This window comes from Streptomyces sp. NPDC046379, from assembly GCF_055587785.1.
Window position 1 is genome coordinate 272,069 of sequence record NZ_JBVJFP010000005.1, and the last position, 19,849, is coordinate 291,917.

General features: G+C 71.5%; 19 protein-coding genes and 1 pseudogene. 17 read left to right on the forward strand and 3 right to left on the reverse strand.

Features of this window, described 5'->3' with window-relative positions; translation table 11 throughout:
• Nucleotides 1-2: 2 nt before the first annotated feature.
• The 3 genes from ACZ6KF_RS12055 to ACZ6KF_RS12065 are packed head-to-tail and all read left to right on the forward strand — an operon-like array spanning nucleotide 3 to nucleotide 3,584.
• On the forward strand, nucleotides 3-1,376 hold the full coding sequence (locus tag ACZ6KF_RS12055; protein ID WP_356628068.1) for an NtaA/DmoA family FMN-dependent monooxygenase: 1,374 nt from the start codon (nucleotides 3-5) through the stop codon (nucleotides 1,374-1,376).
• A complete protein-coding gene (locus ACZ6KF_RS12060) occupies nucleotides 1,373-2,464 on the forward strand; it encodes an LLM class flavin-dependent oxidoreductase (RefSeq protein ID WP_356628067.1) in 1,092 nt (363 codons plus the stop codon). The genes ACZ6KF_RS12055 and ACZ6KF_RS12060 overlap by 4 nt, the downstream gene beginning before the upstream one ends.
• A complete protein-coding gene (locus ACZ6KF_RS12065; RefSeq protein ID WP_469157652.1) occupies nucleotides 2,457-3,584 on the forward strand; it encodes an LLM class flavin-dependent oxidoreductase in 1,128 nt (375 codons plus the stop codon). Before ACZ6KF_RS12060 ends, ACZ6KF_RS12065 begins: the two co-directional genes overlap by 8 nt.
• Nucleotides 3,585-3,687: 103 nt before the next feature.
• Here the strand turns inward: ACZ6KF_RS12065 and ACZ6KF_RS12070 are convergent, their stop codons facing one another.
• Nucleotides 3,688-4,614, reverse strand: coding sequence for a LysR family transcriptional regulator (locus ACZ6KF_RS12070; RefSeq protein ID WP_356628065.1), 927 nt, complete (start codon nucleotides 4,612-4,614; stop codon nucleotides 3,688-3,690).
• A 136-nt stretch (nucleotides 4,615-4,750) separates the two neighbouring features.
• Here ACZ6KF_RS12070 and ACZ6KF_RS12075 point away from each other — a divergent pair, with 136 nt between their 5' ends.
• From ACZ6KF_RS12075 to ACZ6KF_RS12120, 10 genes are all read left to right on the forward strand, one after another.
• Nucleotides 4,751-4,831 (forward strand): putative leader peptide, encoded by an 81-nt coding sequence (locus ACZ6KF_RS12075; RefSeq protein ID WP_358839838.1) that lies wholly within the window; start codon nucleotides 4,751-4,753, stop codon nucleotides 4,829-4,831.
• Between the two features lie 185 nt (nucleotides 4,832-5,016).
• On the forward strand, nucleotides 5,017-6,150 hold the full coding sequence (sfnG, locus tag ACZ6KF_RS12080; RefSeq protein ID WP_469238383.1) for a dimethylsulfone monooxygenase SfnG: 1,134 nt from the start codon (nucleotides 5,017-5,019) through the stop codon (nucleotides 6,148-6,150).
• Nucleotides 6,151-6,194: 44 nt separating this feature from the next.
• Nucleotides 6,195-7,412, forward strand: a complete 1,218-nt coding sequence (locus tag ACZ6KF_RS12085) for an acyl-CoA dehydrogenase family protein (protein WP_469157650.1) — start codon at nucleotides 6,195-6,197, stop codon at nucleotides 7,410-7,412.
• Between the two features lie 63 nt (nucleotides 7,413-7,475).
• Nucleotides 7,476-8,030, forward strand: a complete 555-nt coding sequence (gene ssuE / locus ACZ6KF_RS12090; RefSeq protein WP_356628061.1) for an NADPH-dependent FMN reductase — start codon at nucleotides 7,476-7,478, stop codon at nucleotides 8,028-8,030.
• Nucleotides 8,031-8,033: 3 nt separating this feature from the next.
• Nucleotides 8,034-9,218 (forward strand): SfnB family sulfur acquisition oxidoreductase, encoded by a 1,185-nt coding sequence (locus tag ACZ6KF_RS12095; RefSeq protein ID WP_356628060.1) that lies wholly within the window; start codon nucleotides 8,034-8,036, stop codon nucleotides 9,216-9,218.
• A gap of 35 nt (nucleotides 9,219-9,253) precedes the next feature.
• Nucleotides 9,254-10,444: an LLM class flavin-dependent oxidoreductase gene (locus ACZ6KF_RS12100; RefSeq protein ID WP_469238386.1), complete on the forward strand. Its 1,191-nt coding sequence runs from the start codon at nucleotides 9,254-9,256 to the stop codon at nucleotides 10,442-10,444.
• A 438-nt stretch (nucleotides 10,445-10,882) separates the two neighbouring features.
• A complete protein-coding gene (locus ACZ6KF_RS12105; RefSeq protein ID WP_356628144.1) occupies nucleotides 10,883-11,638 on the forward strand; it encodes a (5-formylfuran-3-yl)methyl phosphate synthase in 756 nt (251 codons plus the stop codon).
• Nucleotides 11,639-11,646: 8 nt separating this feature from the next.
• Nucleotides 11,647-13,050, forward strand: coding sequence for an aldehyde dehydrogenase family protein (locus ACZ6KF_RS12110; protein WP_469238388.1), 1,404 nt, complete (start codon nucleotides 11,647-11,649; stop codon nucleotides 13,048-13,050).
• 2 nt (nucleotides 13,051-13,052) lie between these two features.
• On the forward strand, nucleotides 13,053-14,159 hold the full coding sequence (locus tag ACZ6KF_RS12115; protein ID WP_356628142.1) for an NAD(P)-dependent alcohol dehydrogenase: 1,107 nt from the start codon (nucleotides 13,053-13,055) through the stop codon (nucleotides 14,157-14,159).
• 82 nt (nucleotides 14,160-14,241) lie between these two features.
• Complete coding sequence (locus ACZ6KF_RS12120; RefSeq protein ID WP_356628057.1) at nucleotides 14,242-15,147, forward strand: class I SAM-dependent methyltransferase; 906 nt, start codon at nucleotides 14,242-14,244, stop codon at nucleotides 15,145-15,147.
• A 154-nt stretch (nucleotides 15,148-15,301) separates the two neighbouring features.
• Here the strand turns inward: ACZ6KF_RS12120 and ACZ6KF_RS12125 are convergent, their stop codons facing one another.
• Nucleotides 15,302-15,835 (reverse strand): EF-hand domain-containing protein, encoded by a 534-nt coding sequence (locus ACZ6KF_RS12125; protein ID WP_356628140.1) that lies wholly within the window; start codon nucleotides 15,833-15,835, stop codon nucleotides 15,302-15,304.
• Between the two features lie 320 nt (nucleotides 15,836-16,155).
• Nucleotides 16,156-16,626: an ATP-binding protein gene (locus ACZ6KF_RS12130; protein WP_469238435.1), complete on the reverse strand. Its 471-nt coding sequence runs from the start codon at nucleotides 16,624-16,626 to the stop codon at nucleotides 16,156-16,158.
• Between the two features lie 469 nt (nucleotides 16,627-17,095).
• Here ACZ6KF_RS12130 and ACZ6KF_RS12135 point away from each other — a divergent pair.
• From ACZ6KF_RS12135 to ACZ6KF_RS12150, 4 genes and pseudogenes are all read left to right on the forward strand, one after another.
• Nucleotides 17,096-17,297 (forward strand): annotated as a pseudogene (locus ACZ6KF_RS12135) (dehydrogenase); the annotation flags it as partial.
• A 215-nt stretch (nucleotides 17,298-17,512) separates the two neighbouring features.
• Nucleotides 17,513-17,785 (forward strand): hypothetical protein, encoded by a 273-nt coding sequence (locus tag ACZ6KF_RS12140; protein ID WP_356628055.1) that lies wholly within the window; start codon nucleotides 17,513-17,515, stop codon nucleotides 17,783-17,785.
• A gap of 50 nt (nucleotides 17,786-17,835) precedes the next feature.
• Complete coding sequence (locus ACZ6KF_RS12145; RefSeq protein ID WP_356628054.1) at nucleotides 17,836-18,060, forward strand: hypothetical protein; 225 nt, start codon at nucleotides 17,836-17,838, stop codon at nucleotides 18,058-18,060.
• Nucleotides 18,061-18,502: 442 nt separating this feature from the next.
• Nucleotides 18,503-19,681 (forward strand): spore photoproduct lyase family protein, encoded by a 1,179-nt coding sequence (locus tag ACZ6KF_RS12150; protein WP_356628053.1) that lies wholly within the window; start codon nucleotides 18,503-18,505, stop codon nucleotides 19,679-19,681.
• The last annotated feature ends 168 nt before the right edge of the window (nucleotides 19,682-19,849 follow it).

Here is a 19,849-nt window from a genome sequence, read left to right on the forward strand (position 1 = left end):
CCGTGACCAAGCCCTTGAAGCAGATCCACCTGGCCGCCCACTTCCCCGGCGTCAACAACACCACCGTGTGGAGCGACCCACGGGCCGGCAGCCACATCGAGTTCAGTTCCTTCGCGCACTTCGCGCGGACCGCCGAACGCGCCAAGTTCGACTTCCTCTTCCTCGCCGAAGGGCTGCGGCTGCGCGAACAGGGCGGGAGGATCTACGACCTGGACGTCGTCGGCCGCCCCGACACCTTCACCGTCCTCGCCGCGCTCGCCGCCGTCACCGAGCACCTCGGCCTGACCGGCACCATCAACTCCACGTTCAACGAGCCCTACGAGGTCGCCCGCCAGTTCGCAAGCCTCGACCACCTCTCCGGAGGCCGCTGCGCCTGGAACGTCGTCACCTCCTGGGACGCCTTCACCGGCGAGAACTTCCGCCGCGGCGGCTTCCTGCCGCAGGAGGAGCGCTACTCCCGCGCCAAGGAGTTCCTGGCCACGGCGAACGAACTCTTCGACTCCTGGCACGGCGACGAGATCCTCGCCGACCAGGCCACCGGCGTCTTCCTGCGGGACGCCAAGGCCGGCGCCTTCGTCCACACCGGACGGCACTTCGACATCCACGGGCAGTTCAACGTGCCGCGCTCCCCGCAGGGCCGCCCGGTCATCTTCCAGGCCGGCGACTCCGACGAGGGCCGCGAGTTCGCCGCCGCCGAGGCGGACGCCATCTTCAGCCGGCACGGCACCCTCGAGGCGGGCCAGGCCTTCTACACGGACGTGAAGTCCCGCCTGGCCAAGTACGGCCGCCGCCGCGACCAGCTGCTCATCCTGCCCGCCGCGACGTTCGCCCTCGCCGACACCGACACCGAGGCAGAGGAACTGGCCCGCGAGGTGCGCCGGCGGCAAGTCAGCGGGGCCACCGCACTCAAGCACCTGGAGTTCGTCTGGAACCGGGACCTGTCGGCGTACGACCCGGAAGGGCCGCTGCCCGACATCGACCCGGACGTCGGCGACGACCACATCTCCAAGGGGCGCGCCCAGGTCCGCATGTACCGGGACCCGCTGGCCGTCGCCCGCGAGTGGCGCGAACTCGCCGCGTCCAACAACTGGTCCATCCGCGACCTGGTCATCAACACCGGCAACCGGCAGAACTTCGTCGGCTCCCCGGCCACCATCGCGAAAACCATCAACGACCTCGTGCAGGCCGACGCGAGCGACGGTTTCATCCTCGTCCCGCACATCACCCCGGGCGGCCTGGACGAATTCGCCGACAAGGTGGTCCCGCTGCTGCAGGAGCGGGGCGTGTTCCGCACGGAGTACGAGGGCACGACCTTGCGCGACCACCTGGGCCTGGCACACCCGGACGGCGTCCGCGGCGAGCGGGTGGCGTCGTGAAGTTCCTCGCCATCACTCTGATCGTGCACCGCCCGGACCCGGTCACCGGCGTACAGAGATCGACCCATGAGCGTTTCCGCGAGGTCCTCGACAACGCGGTGCTGGCCGAGGAGCTGGGCTTCGACGGCTTCGGGGTGGGAGAGCGGCACGAGCGGCCGTTCATCTCCTCCTCGCCGACCGTGGTACTGAGCCATGTGGCCGCGCTGACGAAACACATCCGTCTCTTCACCGCCGTGACGACCCTGAGTCTGCTCGACCCGGTGCGCGCCTACGAGGACTACGCCACCCTCGACCACCTTTCCGAGGGGCGACTGGACCTGATCATCGGCAAGGGCAACGGCACCGCCCAGCGCGAGCTGTTCCACGTCACGGCCGAGGACCAGTGGGACCGCAACGCCGAGAGCTACGAGGTGTTCCGGCGGATCTGGCGCCAGGACAAGGTCACCGCGCAGACCCGCTTCCGCCCGCCGCTGACGGACGCCGAGGTGTGGCCCCGGCCCTTCCAGCAGCCCGTCCGTGTCTGGCACGGCAGCGCCACCAGCAAGGAGTCGGTCGACCTGGCCGCCCGCCACGGCGACCCGCTGTTCTCCGCGAACGTCACCCACCCCATAGAGCCGTATGCCGAGTTGATCCGCCACTACCGCGAACGCTGGGAGCACTACGGCCACGACCCGGCCGGCATCGCGATCGGCGCCGGCACGGCGGGCATCCTCGTGGCGCCGACCTCTCAGGAGGCGCTGGCCGCCTACCGGCCGGTCTTCGAAGCCAATCTGGCCTTCTCCAAGCAGGCGGGACTGCCCGTCGTCTTCGAGACCCTGGAAGACTTCGTCGCCCGCAGCTCCGCCCTGATCGGCAGCCCGCAGCAGGTCATCGACAAGGTGCACCGCTACCACGAGCAGTTCGGCCACACCGTACTGCATGTGAACGCCGACGCCGGCGGGCTGACGGACGCCCGGCACCGCGCCTCCCTCGAGTTGTTCCAGTCCCACGTCGCACCGGTGCTGCGCCGCGAGATACCGGACCCGCCGTTCGCATGGGGACCCGTGTTTCCGGCACCACCGCTCACCCAGGAGTCCGCCCGTGTCTGACATCCCCCTCGGCGTCCTCGACCTCGTCCCGATCCCGTCGGGGTCGACGGCCGCGGACGCCCTGCGCAACTCCATCGACCTCGCCCAGCAGGCCGAGCGGCTCGGCTACGCCCGGTACTGGTTCGCCGAGCACCACCTCAACCCGGGCGTGGCGGGTACGTCCCCGGCGGTCGTGCTCGCCCTGACCGCCGCCGCGACCTCCACGATCCGGCTCGGCTCAGGGGCCGTACAGCTCGGACACCGCACCGCCCTGTCCACGGTCGAGGAGTTCGGCCTGGTCGACGCCCTTCACCCCGGCCGCCTCGACCTGGGCCTGGGCCGCTCGGGCGGCCGCCCGCCCGGGGAGAAGGCGACCGTGCCGACGGCCACCCCGGTCGTCGACGGCCGCGCCCCGAACGGCCTGCTCATCCCGCCCCGCTTCTCCTTCGAGCACCTGCTCGGCTCACCCCGCGTCGCGTTGCAGCGCAAGCTGCTCCTGCTCCCGGGCGCCGAGTCGCAGGACTACGCCGAGCAGATCCACGACATCCTCGCGCTGCTGGCCGGCACCTACCGTTCCCCGGAGGGCATCGAGGTGCACGTCGTGCCGGGCGAGGGCGCCGACGTGCAGGTGTGGATCCTGGGCAGCAGCGGCGGCCGGAGCGCCGAGGTGGCAGGGGCGCGCGGTCTGCGTTTCGCCGCGAACTACCACGTCAGTCCCGCCACGGTGCTGGAGGCGGTGGAAGGCTACCGCTCCTTCTTCCAGCCCTCCGAGTTCCTCGACAAGCCGTACGTCAGCGTCTCCGCCGACGTCGTCGTCGCCGACGACGACGCGACCGCCCGGGAACTCGCCACCGGATACGGCCCGTGGGTCCGCAGCATCCGCACCGCCGAAGGCGCCATCGAGTTCCCGACGCCGCAGGAGGCGCGTGCTCACACGTGGAGCGACGCGGACCGGGCCCTCGTGCAGGACCGCATCGACACCCAGTTCGTCGGCTCACCGGCCCAAGTGGCCGACCGGCTGGAGCAGCTGCAGGAGGCCACCGGTGCGGACGAGTTGCTCATCACGACGATCACTCATGACCACGCCGACCGGGTGCGTTCGTACGAGCTGCTCGCGGAGGAGTGGCGCCGTCGGGGGTGAGCCCTTCGAGGCCGTGCGGACCGCACCGATCCGGGCCGCCAGGAGACGGGCGAGCGTGGTGTCGCCGGCACCGGGCAGACCGCGCATGGCGATGAGCCGGGGATCACCCCTGCGTCAGCCGTCGTGCGGAGGCGCCGTGCGCCCGGGCGTTGCGCACGAACAGCTCGTGCAGGTCGCGGACCGCCCGGGGAACGGAGCCGGAATGGCGGCGCTGCAGGACGAGCAGTACGTCGGTCGCCACCCCCGCGAGGGGCCGCACAGTGATCACGCCCCGTCGCTCCAGCGGGTCGCCGACGACGCTGAAGTCCGGCAGCACGGTGGCCCCCAGGCCCTCGGCGACCATCAGCTTGCCCATCTCCGCACCGTCGGTGGAGTACGAGAAGGACGGTGTACGGCCGCGGAGCAGCCGGTGCACGAAACGGTGCATGACATAGCCGGACCGCATCACGACCAGCGGCTCGGTCAGGAGGCTGTCGGCGTCCACCGCCTCCAGGGCAGCCAGTGGACTGTCCGGACGCACGCACACCACGGGCCGGCCGCACAGCAGCTCCGTCGTCTCGAAGCCGGGCGGCATGTCGTCGCCCCGCAGGTAGTTCACCAGGCCCAGGTCGAAGGCGCCCTCCAACAGCCCGCGGTGGATGTCGGCCTGCTGCGCGCCGACCATCTCGACCTGGGTGACCGGGTGCGCGGCCCGGAACTCCCGCACCGTCGGGATGACCAGCGGCACAGTGGCCGTGTTCACCGTGCCGAGCCGGACCATGCGGCTGATGCGGTGCTGGTCGCCGGCCGCGCCGCGCAACCGGTCCACTGCGTCCAGCACAGTCATGATGTGCGGCAGCAGCTCCCGGCCCTCGTCGCTGATCTTCGCCCCGGACCGCTTGCGCTCCAGCAGATCGACGCCCAGCTCCCGCTCCAGATTGCGGACGGTCTCGCTGAGCGCCGGCTGGGACAGATGGAGTTCTTCGGCGGCGCGCCGCAGCGAACCGAACCGGGTGACGGCGGCGATGTATTCCAGCTGTTCGATACGCACGGCAGGAGACTGCCGCCCGTCCCGCGCGGCGTTCAAGGGAAACCCTGTCACAACCTCGTGAACAACGACTCCCAGGATGTGGAATCACAGCGAGGAATTCTTGACCGACAGGACTCCCGCTGGTTCCATCGGAGACATGAAGCGACAGGACCTCACGCGTCGACGCCACGTCGACCTCGCGCGTGTCTCCAGCTCCTGCTGTCGCTGTCGGGCCTGAGCGCACCCGAGGGAAACCCTCCCACGGGCTCCGTCCGCCATCTCCTGCTGCGCATTCTGATCCCGGCTGATTCCGTCCATCCGTAGCGGTGACGAACCTTCCGGGAGCGACGCTCCGGCGTGCCCTTGATTCCCCAGGAGCTCCTTCTTCCTGCCCGCAGCAGTATTCTCCCGCCTGGAGTTTCCATGCCCGCATCTTCCGGACCTGATCCCGTCCGATTCGCCTACTGGGTGCCGAACGTCAGCGGCGGCCTGGTCACCAGCACCATCGAGCAGCGCACCGACTGGGGCTACGACTACAACCGGGAACTCGCCGTCCTCGCCGAGAACAACGGCTTCGACTACGCCCTCAGCCAGGTCCGTTACATGGCCAGCTACGGCGCCGAGTACCAGCACGAGTCGACCAGCTTCAGCCTCGCCCTGCTGCTCGCCACGCAGCGGCTCAAGGTCATCGCCGCCGTCCATCCCGGTCTGTGGCACCCGGGTGTGCTCGCCAAACTCGGAGCCACCGCCGACCACCTGTCGAACGGCCGCTTCGCCGTCAACGTCGTCAGCGGCTGGTTCAAGGCCGAGTTCACCGCCCTCGGCGAGCCCTGGCTGGAGCACGACGAACGCTACCGACGCTCGGAGGAGTTCATCCGCGCCCTGCGGAAGATCTGGACCGAGGACCACGCCGAACTCGCCGGGGACTTCTACCGGTTGCGTGACTTCTCCCTCAAGCCCAAGCCGCTCAACACCCCCGAGCGCCCGCACCCGGAGATCTTCCAGGGGGGCAATTCCAGCGCCGCCCGCGCCATGGCCGGTCGCGTCTCCGACTGGTACTTCAGCAACGGCAAGGACTTCGACGGCGTCACCGAGCAGATCACCGACGTACGCAAGTCCGCCGCCGAAGCCGGCCGTACGGCACCGAAGTTCGGACTCAACGGCTTCCTCATCGCTCGCGACACCGAGGCCGAGGCCCGCGAGACGCTGCGCGAGATCGTCGCCCGTGCCGACAGCGAGGCCGTGCAGGGCTTCGGCGCCGCGGTGAAGCAGGCGGGGCAGTCCACGGCCGATGGCAAGGGCATGTGGCAGGACTCGACCTTCGAAGACCTCGTCCAGTACAACGACGGCTTCCGCACGGGCCTCATCGGCACGCCCGAGCAGATCGCCGAGCGGATCGTCGCCTACAAGAAGCTCGGCGTCGACCTCCTCCTCCTCGGCTTCCTCCACTACCACGAGGAGGTCGAGTACTTCGGCCGCCGCGTGCTGCCGCTCGTACGCGAGCTGGAGGCCCAACTGCCGGACAGCGAGACGGACCCCGTCCCGGCTCGCGCCTGAACCCCTCCTTCCCACCGCACCGCATCCCGAACGAGGTCATCAGCATGAGCACTGTCACGCCCGCCGACTGGGCCACCCGCCCCGCCCCCGTCACCGTCGAGGAGTGGATCGCCCGGGCGGCCGAGGTCGCCGCCGTCCTCGCCACCGACGCCGCCGAACGCGACCGCGCCGGCGCCACCCCGTACGCCGAGGTACGGCTCCTGAAGGACGCCGGCCTGGTCACCCTGCTCGGCCCCGTCGAGCACGGCGGCGCGGGCCAGGACTGGACCACCGCCTACCGGGTCGTCCGCGAGGTCGCCAAGGCCGACGGCTCCATCGGCCAGCTCCTCGGCTACCACTACCTGTGGTTCTGGGCCGCCCGCCTGGTCGGCACCCGCGAACAGTGGGAGCGGACAGAGGCCGAGGCCACCCGGGAGCGCTGGTTCTTCGGCGGGGCCGTCAACCCGCGCGACAACGACGTCGTCGTCACCGACGACGGCGACGACCTGGTCTTCACCGGCCGCAAGACCTTCTCCACCGGCAGCAGGGTCTCCGACGTCACCGTCCTCGAAGGCGTCCTGGAGGGAACCGAACTGCACGTCTTCGCGATCGTGCCGTCCGACAGCGAGGGCCTGACCTTCCACGACGACTGGGACAACATCGGCCAGCGGCTCACCGAGAGCGGCAGCGTCACCATCGGCGGCGTCCGCACGCCCTGGTCGTCGGCGCTCGGCTACGTCGGCAAGGAATTCCAGCCGCGCACCTACAACACCCTCAACGTCCCCACCATCCAGCTCGTCTTCGTCAGCTTCTACCTCGGCATCGCGAGCGGCGCGCTGGAGACGGCCGCCACCTACACCCGCACCAAATCCCGTCCGTGGCTGCACGGCGGTCATGAGCGGGCGGTCGACGAGCCGTACGTCATCGACGTCTACGGCGACCTCACCGCCAAGCTCTGGGCGGCGGAGGCCCTCGCCGACGCCGTCGCCGCCGAGGGGCAGAAGCTGCACGACGACCCCGATGCGGTCACCGCGCAGACCCGCGGCGACTTCGAGGTACGCGTGGCCGCCGTGAAGGCCCGCGCCACCGACGTCGCCCTGGAGATCGGCAATCGGATCTTCGAAGTGACCGGCGCCCGCGCCACCGCCACAGCCGAGGGCCTGGACCGCTTCTGGCGCAACGTCCGCACCCACACCCTCCACGACCCTGTCGCCTACAAGCGGCGCGAGGTCGGCCGCTGGGTCCTCGAGGGCGAACTGCCCGAACCCACCTGGTACTCCTGACCGCCCCGGGGGCGCCTCCCCCCGGCGGAGGCGCCCCCTTCCCTCCTCCCCGAAAGAGGACCCATGGCCACTGTCCTGTCCGTCTCCGGCAGCCCTTCCGCCTCCTCCCGCACCAACCGCCTGCTGCGCCACCTGGACCAGCGACTGACCGCTCAGGGGCACGACATCGTCCCGCTCGACGTTCGCACCATCCCCGCCGAGGCCCTGCTCGGCGCGGACTTCCGGCACCCGGCGATCGTCGAGGCCACCGAGCTGTTCGCGAGCGCCGACGGCGTCGTCGTAGGAACACCCGTCTACAAGGCGTCGTACTCCGGAGTCCTCAAAGCACTCCTCGACCTGCTCCCGCAGTACGCACTCACCGGAAAGACGGTCCTGCCTCTCGCCACCGGCGGCTCCATCGCGCATGTCCTCGCCATCGACTACGCGCTGCGTCCGGTCCTCAGCTCCATGGGCGCCGCGCACATCGTGCAGGGCTGGTTCACCCTCGACAAGGACATCACCGCCCACGACGACGGCTCGGTCACCGTCGCACCGGCCGCCGCCGAGGCCCTCACCCAGGTCGTCGACCAGTTCTCGCTGGCGCTGGGTCGTACGCCCCTCCTGGCCGCGGCGAGCTGAGCCATGACCGCACACGTCATCGCCGACGACGCCGAGGCCGTCGCTGTCGCGTCCGCCCTGGCCGACGAGTTCCGGGTGGGCGCCTCGGCCCGGGACGCCGAACGCCGGCTTCCCCGTGAGGAGCTGGACCGGCTCTCCGCCTCGGGGCTGCTCGCCGTCACCGTGCCGGCGGAGCACGGTGGTGCGGACGTCCGCGCAGAGACGCTCGCGGAGATCTTCCGGCTTCTGGGCTGCGCCGACGCCAGTCTCGCTCAGATCCCGCAGAGCCACTTCGTCTACGTGAACGTGATTCGCCGCCAGGGAACCGAGGAGCAGCAGAAGTTCTTCTACGCCGAGCTGCTCGCCGGCCGCCGCTTCGGCAACGCCCAGTCGGAGGCGGGTACGAAACACGTCCAGGACATTCGCACCCGTCTGGAACCCCGGCCGGACGGCTCGTACGTCCTCAACGGACTCAAGCACTACTCCACGGGAGCCCTCTTCGCCGACTGGATCCCGGTCCTGGCCCGCGCCGAGGACGACAACCTGCATGTGGCGTACGTGCACTCCGGCGCCCCAGGCCTCACGGTGATCGACGACTGGGAAGGCCTGGGGCAGCGTACGACGGCCAGCGGCACCGTCCGTCTGGCGGGCGTCCCGGTGCCCGCGAACCGGGTGCTGCCCCACCACCTGACCTTTCGAGGGCCTCAGCTGCACGGTGCCGTAGCGCAGTTGCTGCACGCCGCCATTGACGCCGGAATCGCCGCGGGAGCGCTCGCCGAGGCCGCGGAGTTCGTGCGCACCAAGAGCCGTCCCTGGTTCGAGAGCGATGTCGACACGGCTGCGGAGGATCCGCTGCTGATCCAGCGGTTCGGTGAACTCGCCCTTCAGGTGCGGGCGTCCGAGGCCCTTCTGCGCGAGGCCGCGCGAGTGGTGGACGGGGCGCAGGCCCACCTCACGGACGACTCGGCTGCAGAGGCGTCCATCGCGGTCGCCGCGGCAAAGGTGCATGCCGCCCAGACGGCGGTGGAGGTGGCGAGCGCGCTGTTCGAGGTGTCCGGAACCCGTTCCGCGGCCAGCTCTCTGAATCTCCACCGGTATTGGCGCGACGCCCGCACTCACTCCCTGCACGACCCCGCCCGCTGGAAGGTCCAGCACATCGGCCGTTACGTCCTGGGCGGCACCAGGCCGCCCCGCCACGGCCTCCTGTGACGAACGCCGACGCACACCCCGGATCGGAGCCCCGAGTGTCCCTCACCTTCCACTGGTTCCTGCCGACCAACGGCGACAGCCGCCACGTCGTCGGCGGCGGCCACGGCACCCCCGCCACCGAGACCGGCCGGGACCGGCCGCCCACGGTCGCCTACCTCAGCCAGATCGCCCACGCCGCCGAGGACCTGGGCTTCGTCGGCGCGCTCACGCCCACCGGCGCATGGTGCGAGGACGCGTGGCTGACCACCGCGATGGTCAGCCAGAACACCGAGCGGCTGAAGTTCCTCGTCGCCTTCCGCCCCGGATTCGTCTCACCGACGCTCGCCGCGCAGATGGCGTCCACCTTCCAGCGGCAGACCGGCGGACGGCTCCTGCTCAACGTCGTCACAGGAGGGGAGAGCCACGAGCAGCGCGCCTACGGCGACTTCCTCGACAAGGACGCCCGGTACCGCCGCACCGGCGAATTCCTCCAGATCGTACGGGGACTGTGGAAAGGCGAGAGCGTCGACCTGGACGGTGAACATCTGCGCGTGGCGGACGCCAGACTGGCCCGGCTGCCCGACCCGGTGCCCGAGGTGTACTTCGGCGGCTCCTCGTCCGCGGCGGGAGAGGTCGCCGCCCGGTACGTCGACGTGTACCTCACCTGGGGCGAACCACCCGCCGCCGTCGCCGAGAAGATCGCCTGGATCCGGTCGCTGGCAGCGAAGGAGGGCCGCACCCTCCGCTTCGGCATCCGTCTGCACGTCATCACCCGGGACACCTCCGCGCAGGCCTGGGCCGAGGCGAACCGGCTGCTCGACGGCTTCGATCCGGAGACGGTGAAGTCGGTCCAGGCAGGGCTCGCCCGCAGCGAGTCCGAGGGACAGCAGCGCATGCTCGCCCTGCACGGCGGCGGCAGCCTCCTTGACTCCCGACGCCGCTCGAGCGGGGGAACCCGCACCCGCCTGGAGATCCACCCCAACCTGTGGGCGGGCATCGGTCTGGTACGCGGCGGCGCGGGCACCGCCCTGGTCGGCAGCCACGAGGAGGTCGCCGAGCGGATCAAGGAGTACGCCGCCCTGGGCATCGAGGAGTTCGTGCTCTCCGGATATCCGCACTTGGAGGAGGCGTACTGGTTCGGCGAGGGCGTCCTGCCGAAGCTCCAGGCGCAAGGGCTGTGGCAGCACCCGTTCGGGCAGCCGGCCGCCTCCCCGGCCCAGGTTCCCTTCGCCGGGGCTGGTGGGTGAGGGCCGCGGTCCCAACCGTCACGAGCACATGGCACCTGCGCGAAGGACCAGTTGTCACCACCTCGCTCTGGTCGTCGTCATCCTGTCCTTGCGCACCGGACGGCGAGGACTGGAGGGGGCCGTCGTCCAGCGGAAGGGCTTGGCTCAAACCGTCGGACCTCGGCACACCGCATCCTCGGTGCCCCTGCACAGGGAAATCTTCCCGGAGGGGCGCTTCACGGTCCCTGCGCCGGCGCCTAGGAGGGCATGTGCTGCGCGTGCGGCCGGTTTGATCCGCTATGCACGGCGCGCAGGCGTGGACGCGAGCATCAATGGGCACTCTGTGCGCCCTCCCGGTTTCCGAGGGTGAGGGAAATGATGAGCGCACCGCACATGAGCCGGGTGATCCGCGGTCTCCTGTCCCTCGGCCGGACGGACTGGCGGTGGAAGGAGTTCGCGATGTTGCTTCTCATCTCCCCGGACGGCGTCGAGGAGGCTCTCGACTGTGCGAAGTCGGCGGAGCATCTCGACATCGTCGACGTCAAGAAGCCTGACGAGGGCTCTCTCGGCGCGAACTTCCCCTGGGTCATCCGGGAGATCCGCGACGCGGTACCGGCGGACAAGCCGGTGTCCGCGACCGTGGGGGACGTCCCGTACAAGCCGGGTACGGTGGCACAGGCCGCGCTCGGCGCGGTCGTCTCCGGCGCCACGTACATCAAGGTCGGCCTCTACGGATGCACGACGCCCGACCAGGGCATCGACGTCATGCGGGCGGTCGTCCGGGCGGTGAAGGACCACCGCCCCGAAGCGCTCGTCGTCGCCTCCGGCTACGCCGACGCCCGCCGGATCGGCTGCGTCAACCCGCTGGCCCTGCCCGACATCGCCGCCCGCTCCGGTGCCGACGCCGCCATGCTCGACACCGCGATCAAGGACGGGACGCGGCTGTTCGACCACGTGCCGCCGGACGCCTGCGCCGAGTTCGTCCGGCTGGCCCACGCCGCCGGCCTGCTCGCCGCCCTCGCGGGCAGTGTCGAGCAGGCCGACCTCGGCCCGCTGACCCGCATCGGAACGGACATCGTCGGGGTCCGCGGAGCGGTCTGCGAGGGCGGCGACCGCAACGCGGGACGGATCCGGCCGCACCTGGTGGCCGCCTTCCGGGCGGAAATGGACCGGCAGGCCCGGGAGCACGCGGCCGGCGTCACCGCCGTGAGCTGACCGCCGGCATGCCGACCTTCGCGCCCGGCCGCGTCCCCGGACGCCGAGCCGCACGTCTCGCCGTCGTCGATCCGGCCACCGGGGAGGTCTTCGACGAGGTCCCCGACCAGCAGCCGGACGCACTGGACGCCGTCGTCGACCGGTCCCGCCGGGCCTGGCACGGCTGGCGCGCCGATCCCGCCGCCCGCACCACCGCTCTGCACGCGGCGGCCGGCGCCGTGGAGGCGGCCGCCGACGACCTCGCCCGGCTGCTCACCAGGGAACAGGGCAAACCACTGGCCGAGTCCCATGCGGAGATCGCCCGTACGGCGGCCCGCCTGCGCTACTTCGCCGACCTGGCCCCCAGGACCCGGCGCATCACCGACGGCCGGCCCGTGGACAGCGAGCTCCGCTGGCGATCCCTCGGACCCGTCGCCGCGATCGTGCCGTGGAACTTCCCCCTCCAGCTCGCGGCGGCGAAGTTCGTGCCCGCGCTCGCGGCGGGCAACACCGTGGTCCTCAAACCGTCCCCCTTCACCCCGCTCGCCACCCGGCTGCTCGGCTCCGTCCTCGCCACCGTCCTGCCCGAGGACGTGCTGACCGTCGTCACCGGCCGCGAACCGCTCGGCGCCCGCCTCGCCTCCCACCCCGGCATCCGCCACGTCACCTTCACCGGCTCGGCGCCCACCGGGCGGGCCGTCGCCGAGGCGGCGGCGGCCTCGCTCGCCCGGGTGACCCTGGAACTGGGCGGCAACGACGCCGCCGTCCTGCTGGACGACGTGGAGGTGGACCGGATCGCGGACCGGCTGTTCTGGGCCGCCTTCCGCAACTGCGGGCAGGTCTGCATGGCGGTCAAGCGCGTCTACGCCCCGGCCCGGCTCCACGCCCGGGTCGTCGAAGCCCTCGCCGAGCGGGCCAGGACCGTCGCCGTCGGTCCCGGCCTCGATCCGGACACCCGGCTGGGACCGGTCAACAACACACCCCAGCTGGCCCGGGTCGAGCGGATCACGCGTCGGGCCCTGGCGGACGGGGCCCGGGCGGCGGCCGGCGGCCACCGGGCGGCCGGGCCGGGGTACTTCTTCGCCCCCACGATTCTCACCGACGTCCCGCCCGACAGCCCGGTGGTGACCGAGGAGCAGTTCGGGCCGGTCCTGCCGGTGCTGCCGTACCGGAACCTCGACGAAGCCGTCGACGCCGCCAACGGCACCGGCTTCGGGCTGGGCGGCTCCGTGTGGGGCGCCGACCTCGACCGGGCCGAGGCGGTGGCCGACCGGCTCGAATGCGGCACGGCCTGGATCAACCACCACGCCGAGCTGTCCCTCGCCCAGCCCTTCGCGGGCGCCAAGGACAGCGGGGTCGGTGTGGCGGGCGGACCGTGGGGGCTGTACGGCAACCTGCGGCCGTTCGTCGTCCACCGCCCGCGGGAGGCGTGACGGTGAGGTTCCGGGCGGCGGTACTGCGCTCGTACGAGGATCCGTTCACGCTCGAGGAGGTGGCCCTGCGGACGGAGCCCGCCGCCGGTGAGGTCCTGGTCGAGATCGCCGGCTGCGGGATGTGCCGGACCGATCTCGCGGTCCGGCGATCGGCCGGCAGCAGCCCGCTGCCGGCGGTGCTCGGCCACGAAGGGTCCGGGGTCGTGGTGCGGACGGGCGGCGGCCCGGACACCACGATCGGCGTCGGTGACCACGTCGTGCTGAGCTTCGACTCCTGCGGGCACTGTCGCAACTGCCGCGCCGCCGCCCCCGCCTACTGCGACTCCTTCGCCTCCCTCAACCTCTTCGGGGGACGCCGGGAGGACGCGCCGCGGCTCACCGACGCGGCCGGGGGAGCGCTGGCCCCCCGGTGGTTCGGTCAGTCCGCCTTCGCCGAGTACGCGCTCGTCTCGGCCCGCAACGCCGTCCGGGTCGACCCCGCGCTGCCCGTCGAACTGCTCGGGCCGCTCGGCTGCGGCTTCCTCACCGGCGCCGGAGCCGTGCTGAACACCTTCGCCGCCGGCCCGGGCGACAGCCTCGTCGTGCTCGGCGCGGGAGCCGTGGGCCTGGCCGCGGTGATGGCGGCCACCGCCGCCGGCGCGCTGACCGTGGCCGTGGACCGGCACCCCCGACGGCTGGCCCTGGCCGAGCGGTTCGGCGCGATCCCGCTGCCCGCCGAAACGACCGGACTGGCCGAGCGGATCCGGCAGGTCATCGGCGGCGGCGCGCAGTACGCGCTCGACACCACGGCCTCCGCCCCGCTCATCAACGACGCACTCCGGGCGCTGCGCCCCACCGGCAGCCTCGGCCTGGTGGCACGGCTGCGCACCGCGCTGCCGCTCGAACCGGGCACGCTCGACCGGGGCCGCAGCATCCGCCACATCTGCGAAGGGGACGCCGTCCCCGGACTGCTGATACCGCTGCTGATCCGGCTCTGGCAGGCCGGACGCTTCCCCTTCGACCAGCTCATCCGCACCTATCCGCTGGCCGACATCAACGAGGCCGAGCGCGACTGCGGCGCCGGCCGCGTGGTCAAACCCGTCCTGCTCCCGACCGGGAGAAGCCGGTGAGCGCGGCCCCCGGCACTGCGGACGACCCACCGCATCCGACGAGCAGAAAGCTCGCGGCCCCACTCCCGTCAACGGAGGAGACATGACCGGCACGGCGCCGCAGCACACGGAAGCGGAAGGCGTGGACGGGGGTGTGGGCCTGACCGCCCTCCTGGTCGCCGCGGCACGGGCGATCGAGACCCACCGCGACGACAGCCTGGCCCAGGACGCCTACGCGGAACACTTCGTGCGCGCCGCCCCGGCGTGCACGCACTGGCCGGTGCGCATCCAGCAGGTCCCGGAGGGGGACGGCGACCCGCTGTGGGGGCGGTTCACCCGCTACTTCGGCCTGCGGACCAGGGTCCTCGACGACTTCCTGCTCCGGTCGGTCCGTACGGGCCCCCGGCAGGTGGTCCTGCTGGGAGCGGGGCTGGACACGCGCGCCTTGCGGCTGGACTGGCCGTCCGGCTGCGAGGTCTTCGAGATCGACCGGGCGGGCGTGCTGGAGTTCAAGGAGCAGGTGCTCACGGACCTGGCGGCCACCCCGAAGGCGAAGCGTGTCACCGTACCGGTCGATCTGCGCGCGGACTGGGTCGGCGCGCTGACCACCGCCGGCTTCGACCCCGCCGCGCCGAGCGTCTGGCTGGCCGAGGGACTCCTCTTCTACCTACCGGGCCCCGCCGAGACGTCTCTCATGGACGCGGTGGACGGGCTGACCGCCAAGGGCAGCGCTCTGGGCTTCGAGGCCAAGCTGGAAAAGGACCTGCTGGCGTACCGCGACAGCCCGATCTACACGGCGACGCGAGAGCAGACCGGCATCGACCTGCTCCACCTCTTCGACAAGGGGCCACGGCCCGACTCCGCGGGCGCACTGACGGCCAAGGGCTGGTCCACCTCGATGCACACGCCCTTCGAGTTCACCCGCCGGCACGGACGTGGCCCCCTTCCCGAGCCGAACGACGCTCTGGAAGGAAACCGGTGGGTGTTCGCGTACAAGCCCCGGCCATGACACCGGCAGTGCTCACGACGACTCACGCACGCGGGCTGAGGGCGGGGCCTGCCGCAGGCCCCGCACGGTGGGACGCCTTCCGACGGGGGTGGTGGCAGCTCGGTTGCGTCGCAGCGGTCGCCGCCCACGCCGGTGCTGCCACTGACCGGCCGTGTCAGACGGACGGGGCGGCGACGAGCCGGTCGCCAGGGATCCCGGCCAGGTCCGGCGCGTAGTAGTCCTCGATGCCGGCGGCCCACGTACCCACGGCGATGCGGTCCTCGGCGTCCGGGCCGAAGGCGTCGAACAGGGCGTGGATGTTCGCCTCCTCGAAGCCGATCGCCGTCATGAGCGACACGAAGAGGGGACGTTCGATCAGGCCGTCGCCGTCGGGATCGCCGAGTGCGGCGAGGGCCTCGGCGAACTCGGCGATCGTGGGACCGAAACGCTCGGGGTCGAGCACGAAGGGACGGAACTCGTCCAGGGTGATCACGCCGTCGCCGTCGGCGTCCAGCTCAGTGGCCAGCGTCGTCCAGTAGCGGCGGAACGCGGCCCGGATGGCGGCCTTGGCGCCGTCGTCCGACGCGGCCGCCGCTTCGAGAACACGGTCCGTCATCAGGTCGAAGTCTGCGGAGTCGATGACTCCGTTGCCGTTGGCGTCGAAGAGGGAGAAGACCAGTTCGACCCGCTGGGCGGCCTCGGTTCGCATGTCCATCACCTGTTCTCTGCAACCCGAGGATCCCGGGCCTGTCCAATGGATGCCGCTACCTGACCGTTGGGAACACACGCCGATCCGGCGCGTGCAGCGGCCATGACCCATGGAACCGCCATCGAGGCCCGCGGACTCCCGATCTCCGCTTGTGGTGACAGAAGGACTGCTGGATGAGCATGTGTGACAAGTCGGATGCCTCGCCTGCGACAATCAGACTGTTCCGACCGATCCGTTCGTCAGCTCATAAGACTCCGCTGGTGACGATTCCTGTCCCGCATCCGCTCGGGGCGGGGTGGACCGATCGGCTTGGCGGACCATCACGGGGTCTGGTGGCCGACGGGATGTGCGTCGGAGTCGTCGACGAGTGCGACGGAGGCGGTGATGCGTTTGCCGACCGGTTCGCGGTGGATGCCGAAGGCGTGGGAGACGGCCATGACGATTTCCAGGCCGTGCTGGCCGATCCGTCCGGGGTCGGGTTCCCGGACGGACGGCAGGCTGGTGCTGCTGTCCCACACGCTGATCCGGACGGCGCCGTCGATGATCTGCAGGTCCAGCAGGCACGGGCCCGGCGCGTATTTGGCGGCGTTGGTGACCAGCTCGCTCACCACCAGCTGCACGGCGCCCATCGCTCGTTCGGGGACCGGCAGTCCGTGTTCAGCCTGCAGGGAGGTGAGGAAGGTGCGGGCCAGGGCCCGGGCCTCGGCGATGCCGGTGCTGCCGTCGTACGCGGCGCAGGCCGCGACCGGACGGTCGGGAACCGGCTCGAGGCCCTGCTCCAGGGCAGCCATGCTCATGGACCCGCCTCACTTCCGAAGCGCCGCTCGTCATTGCGCACTCCGCCTACCCCCGGAACGTCACACCATCCCATCCTCCTTCCTCCGGGTCGCCCCACACGCCCGTTGTCTGAAAACACTCGGTCTGTGACGTGGGCGGGAGCGCGAGCCGACAGGGGCCGCAGTCCTGCCGTCGGCGAAACTGCCTGATCGGACGGGTCGAGGGGTGTGGGACCAGGTCGGGTCATGCACTGGTGTTACGCTGCCGAGCTGGCCGCGGAGACAGGACTGCTCGGATGGGTCGGGCGAGGAATCATGAGCGTCGTACGGCTGGTACTGCGCGCGGTCGACTGACCGCCCCACGCGGATGCCCCGCCACCGAGCGCCTCGCCGCTGTTCATCCGCGTCGCCTCGGAACGGGTGGGATGGGCGGGTATCCGGATGGAGCGGGCGGTATGAACAGACAGGACCGGGCGGATGCGGCGTGCAGTACGCCAAGGAACCGGCCGACACGCACATCCTGATCAACGCCGTCCTGCCCCGGCTTCACCGCGACCGACCTGAACGGCTTCCGGGGAGTGCGCACCCCGCGGCAAGGCGCAGCCGCCGCGATCCGGCTGGCCACCGTGGAGGGCCACGGGCCGACAAGCCGCTTCTTCGACGACGGGGGAGAGGTGCCCTGGTGACGAACGGTCTGCGTGCGCCGTTCCAGGGAGACGGCGCACGCGCGTCCCGGAGCAGCCGTCGCCTGCTGGGCCGGCGTCCGGCGGGCGAAGTGCAGCAGCCGCAGCCGCGACGGCTCATCGTGCACGCGCGCTTTCAGGCGGCCTGTGCTGCGCACGAACATGGGGCAGACCCCGTTCCGGAGGGCACTGTCAGTGGCGGCTGAGAGGCTGCGCGCATGGACCGTGATGACGAGCAGCTGTTGCGCGGCCGGGTCTACGGCGCCGACCACGAGCGGCCGGGCCCGGTACCGGGCCGTCGCTACGCCGAACTCATCGGCGGGCCCCTGGACGGTCTCCTGCTCGACATCACCGATCGGACGCCGGACGAGACCGGCGTCGGCGTCGCGCTGGCCACCGAGCTGGGGCGTTTCGGCGCCGGCGGCCGAGCTCTGTACGATCCGCGTCCCGGTGATCCGGCCCGGTTCGACTGGACCGGCGACGCCCCCTGACCGCATCGGCCGAGTCGCCCCGCGGACCGGCCGGGGGCAGGCTGGAAGGCGTGAGCAGCGCGCCGATCGTCGTGCACCGGCCCGCCGGCACGGGCGGCCGCAGGGTCAGCGTGCGCAGTCACGGCCGGGACGAGATCCTCGGCACCGCCTACAGCGACCACGACCTGGTCGTGTTCCTGCAGAACGCAGGCGTCGACGACCCGGAGGGCGTGCTGGACGATCCGGGCTGGGTGGAATGGCGAGGCGGCCACGCCCACGAGTTCAGCGCGGCCTAGCCGGGACTGCCCGGTCGGCCCTTCACCACGCCGAGGAACGTGTCCGGACCAGGCTCGCCGACGGTCCTCGAACCGTCCGCAAGCCCACGCGTACGATCAGATCGGCTCGACGCCCGCGACGCCTCCTCCTTCCGCGTGATGACTGTCGGGCACGACTGGCTGCCTGTCGGTTCCCGCATCAGGGCCTTCCTGGAAAGCCACGGGTACGTCCGGGGACAGGAGGCCGGTTGCGACGACCGCTGCGTGCGGCGCGACGTCGTCCTGGACGACCCCGCCCGGCGAATGTGCCCCTGCGCCACACACGGCCCGTCCCGGATCCATCGCCCTGCGTTGCGCCGCCAGGGACGCGTGATCGGCGCGGGCGTCCCGGCGGGACCCGGCGCCGCCCCCACTGGTGCACCATGGAAGAGGACGGGGGCACCGTCACGGACAGGAGAAGCACATGGATCGGCGGGCGGCGGCAGCCGCCTCGGCGGAGCCCGGGCAGCAGACGCTCTTCGACTGGTCGGACACCGCGCCGCCCCGGGCCGCCGCGCACGGGGCGTTCCGGGACAGTCCGCAGGCCCGACGTCTGCTCGACGTGCGCGAGGTCTACGCGGAGCCGGCGGCCCTCGACACCCCGCGCGGGCAGCAGATCCTCGCCCGGCTGCCGGGCGTGCGGGTGACCGAGGTCGACAGCCACTGGAACATCCCCTCCCTCCACGGCAACGACGGCAACACCGCCCGGTGGGTCCGCGTCAAGACCGAGACCCTCGTGCTCGGGGTCAAGCACACCCTGACGACCCGCCCCAACGGCAGGTCCGCCGACTGGATCGCCCCCGGGCCTTCGAATGGCTGTGCGATGGCCTGCGTGTACTGCTACGTCCCCCGCCGCAAGGGCTACGCCAACCCCATCACGCTGTTCACCAACATCGAGGCGATCGTGGCCCACGTACGACGGCACGTACGGGCCCAGGGGCCCAAGGCCGAGCCCAACCAGTGCGACCCCGAGGCCTGGGTCTACGACATCGGCGAGAACGGCGACTGCTCCGTCGACGCCCTGCTCTGCGACAACACGGCCGATCTCGTCGCCGCCTTCCGCGGTCTGCCGACCGCCAAGGCGTCCTTCGCGACGAAGTTCGTCAACCCCGACCTGCTGGCACTCGACCCCCAGGGGCGCACCCGGGTGCGCTTCTCCCTCATGCCGGCCGACGACTCCCGCCTGCTGGACATCCGTACCAGCCCGGTCGCCGAGCGGATCGCCGCGGCCTCCGACTTCCTCGACGCCGGCTACGAGGTCCACTTCAACCTCTCGCCCGTCGTCCTGCGGCCGGGGTGGCAGCAGGACTGGGCCGACCTGCTCGCCCACCTCGACGACGTCCTGCCCGACCGGGTGAAGCGGCAGGCGGCGGCCGAGATCATCATGCTCACCCACAACGCGGCGCTCCACGAGGTCAACCTGGGCTGGCACCCGCGCGCCGAGCAGGTGCTGTGGCAGCCGGACGTCCAGGAGACCAAGCGGTCGCAGAACGGCGCCCTCAACGTCCGCTACGCCCAGGAGATCAAGCAGCGCTCCCTGGCGCGGATGCGGCAGCTGGTGGCGGAGCGGGCACCGTGGCTCCGGATCAGGTACGCCTTCTGAACGGCCGGGTTCGCCTGCCGAACGCCGGCGCCGGTCGGAAGCCCCCTGCCGTCGCCCGGTGCGACGTACCGCGGCGGCGGTCCGCCGCTTCACCCGACCGCACCGTGTGCCGGGCGCATCCGGTCCGGTCGTCCGCACGGTGGAGACCAGGGACGGAGAGGCCACGGG

Bases quoted from the DNA above. Each gene is read 5' to 3' on its own strand.
- ACZ6KF_RS12075 (WP_358839838.1), top strand. From the start codon at position 4,751: ATGAAGCGACAGGACCTCACGCGTCGACGCCACGTCGACCTCGCGCGT.
- sfnG (WP_469238383.1), top strand. From the start codon at position 5,017: ATGCCCGCATCTTCCGGACCTGATCCCGTCCGATTCGCCTACTGGGTG.
- ACZ6KF_RS12085 (WP_469157650.1), top strand. From the start codon at position 6,195: ATGAGCACTGTCACGCCCGCCGACTGGGCCACCCGCCCCGCCCCCGTC.
- ssuE (WP_356628061.1), top strand. From the start codon at position 7,476: ATGGCCACTGTCCTGTCCGTCTCCGGCAGCCCTTCCGCCTCCTCCCGC.
- ACZ6KF_RS12095 (WP_356628060.1), top strand. From the start codon at position 8,034: ATGACCGCACACGTCATCGCCGACGACGCCGAGGCCGTCGCTGTCGCG.
- ACZ6KF_RS12105 (WP_356628144.1), top strand. From the start codon at position 10,883: ATGTTGCTTCTCATCTCCCCGGACGGCGTCGAGGAGGCTCTCGACTGT.
- ACZ6KF_RS12110 (WP_469238388.1), top strand. From the start codon at position 11,647: ATGCCGACCTTCGCGCCCGGCCGCGTCCCCGGACGCCGAGCCGCACGT.
- ACZ6KF_RS12120 (WP_356628057.1), top strand. From the start codon at position 14,242: ATGACCGGCACGGCGCCGCAGCACACGGAAGCGGAAGGCGTGGACGGG.
- ACZ6KF_RS12125 (WP_356628140.1), bottom strand. From the start codon at position 15,835: ATGCGAACCGAGGCCGCCCAGCGGGTCGAACTGGTCTTCTCCCTCTTC.
- ACZ6KF_RS12130 (WP_469238435.1), bottom strand. From the start codon at position 16,626: ATGGCTGCCCTGGAGCAGGGCCTCGAGCCGGTTCCCGACCGTCCGGTC.
- ACZ6KF_RS12140 (WP_356628055.1), top strand. From the start codon at position 17,513: ATGGACCGTGATGACGAGCAGCTGTTGCGCGGCCGGGTCTACGGCGCC.
- ACZ6KF_RS12150 (WP_356628053.1), top strand. From the start codon at position 18,503: ATGGATCGGCGGGCGGCGGCAGCCGCCTCGGCGGAGCCCGGGCAGCAG.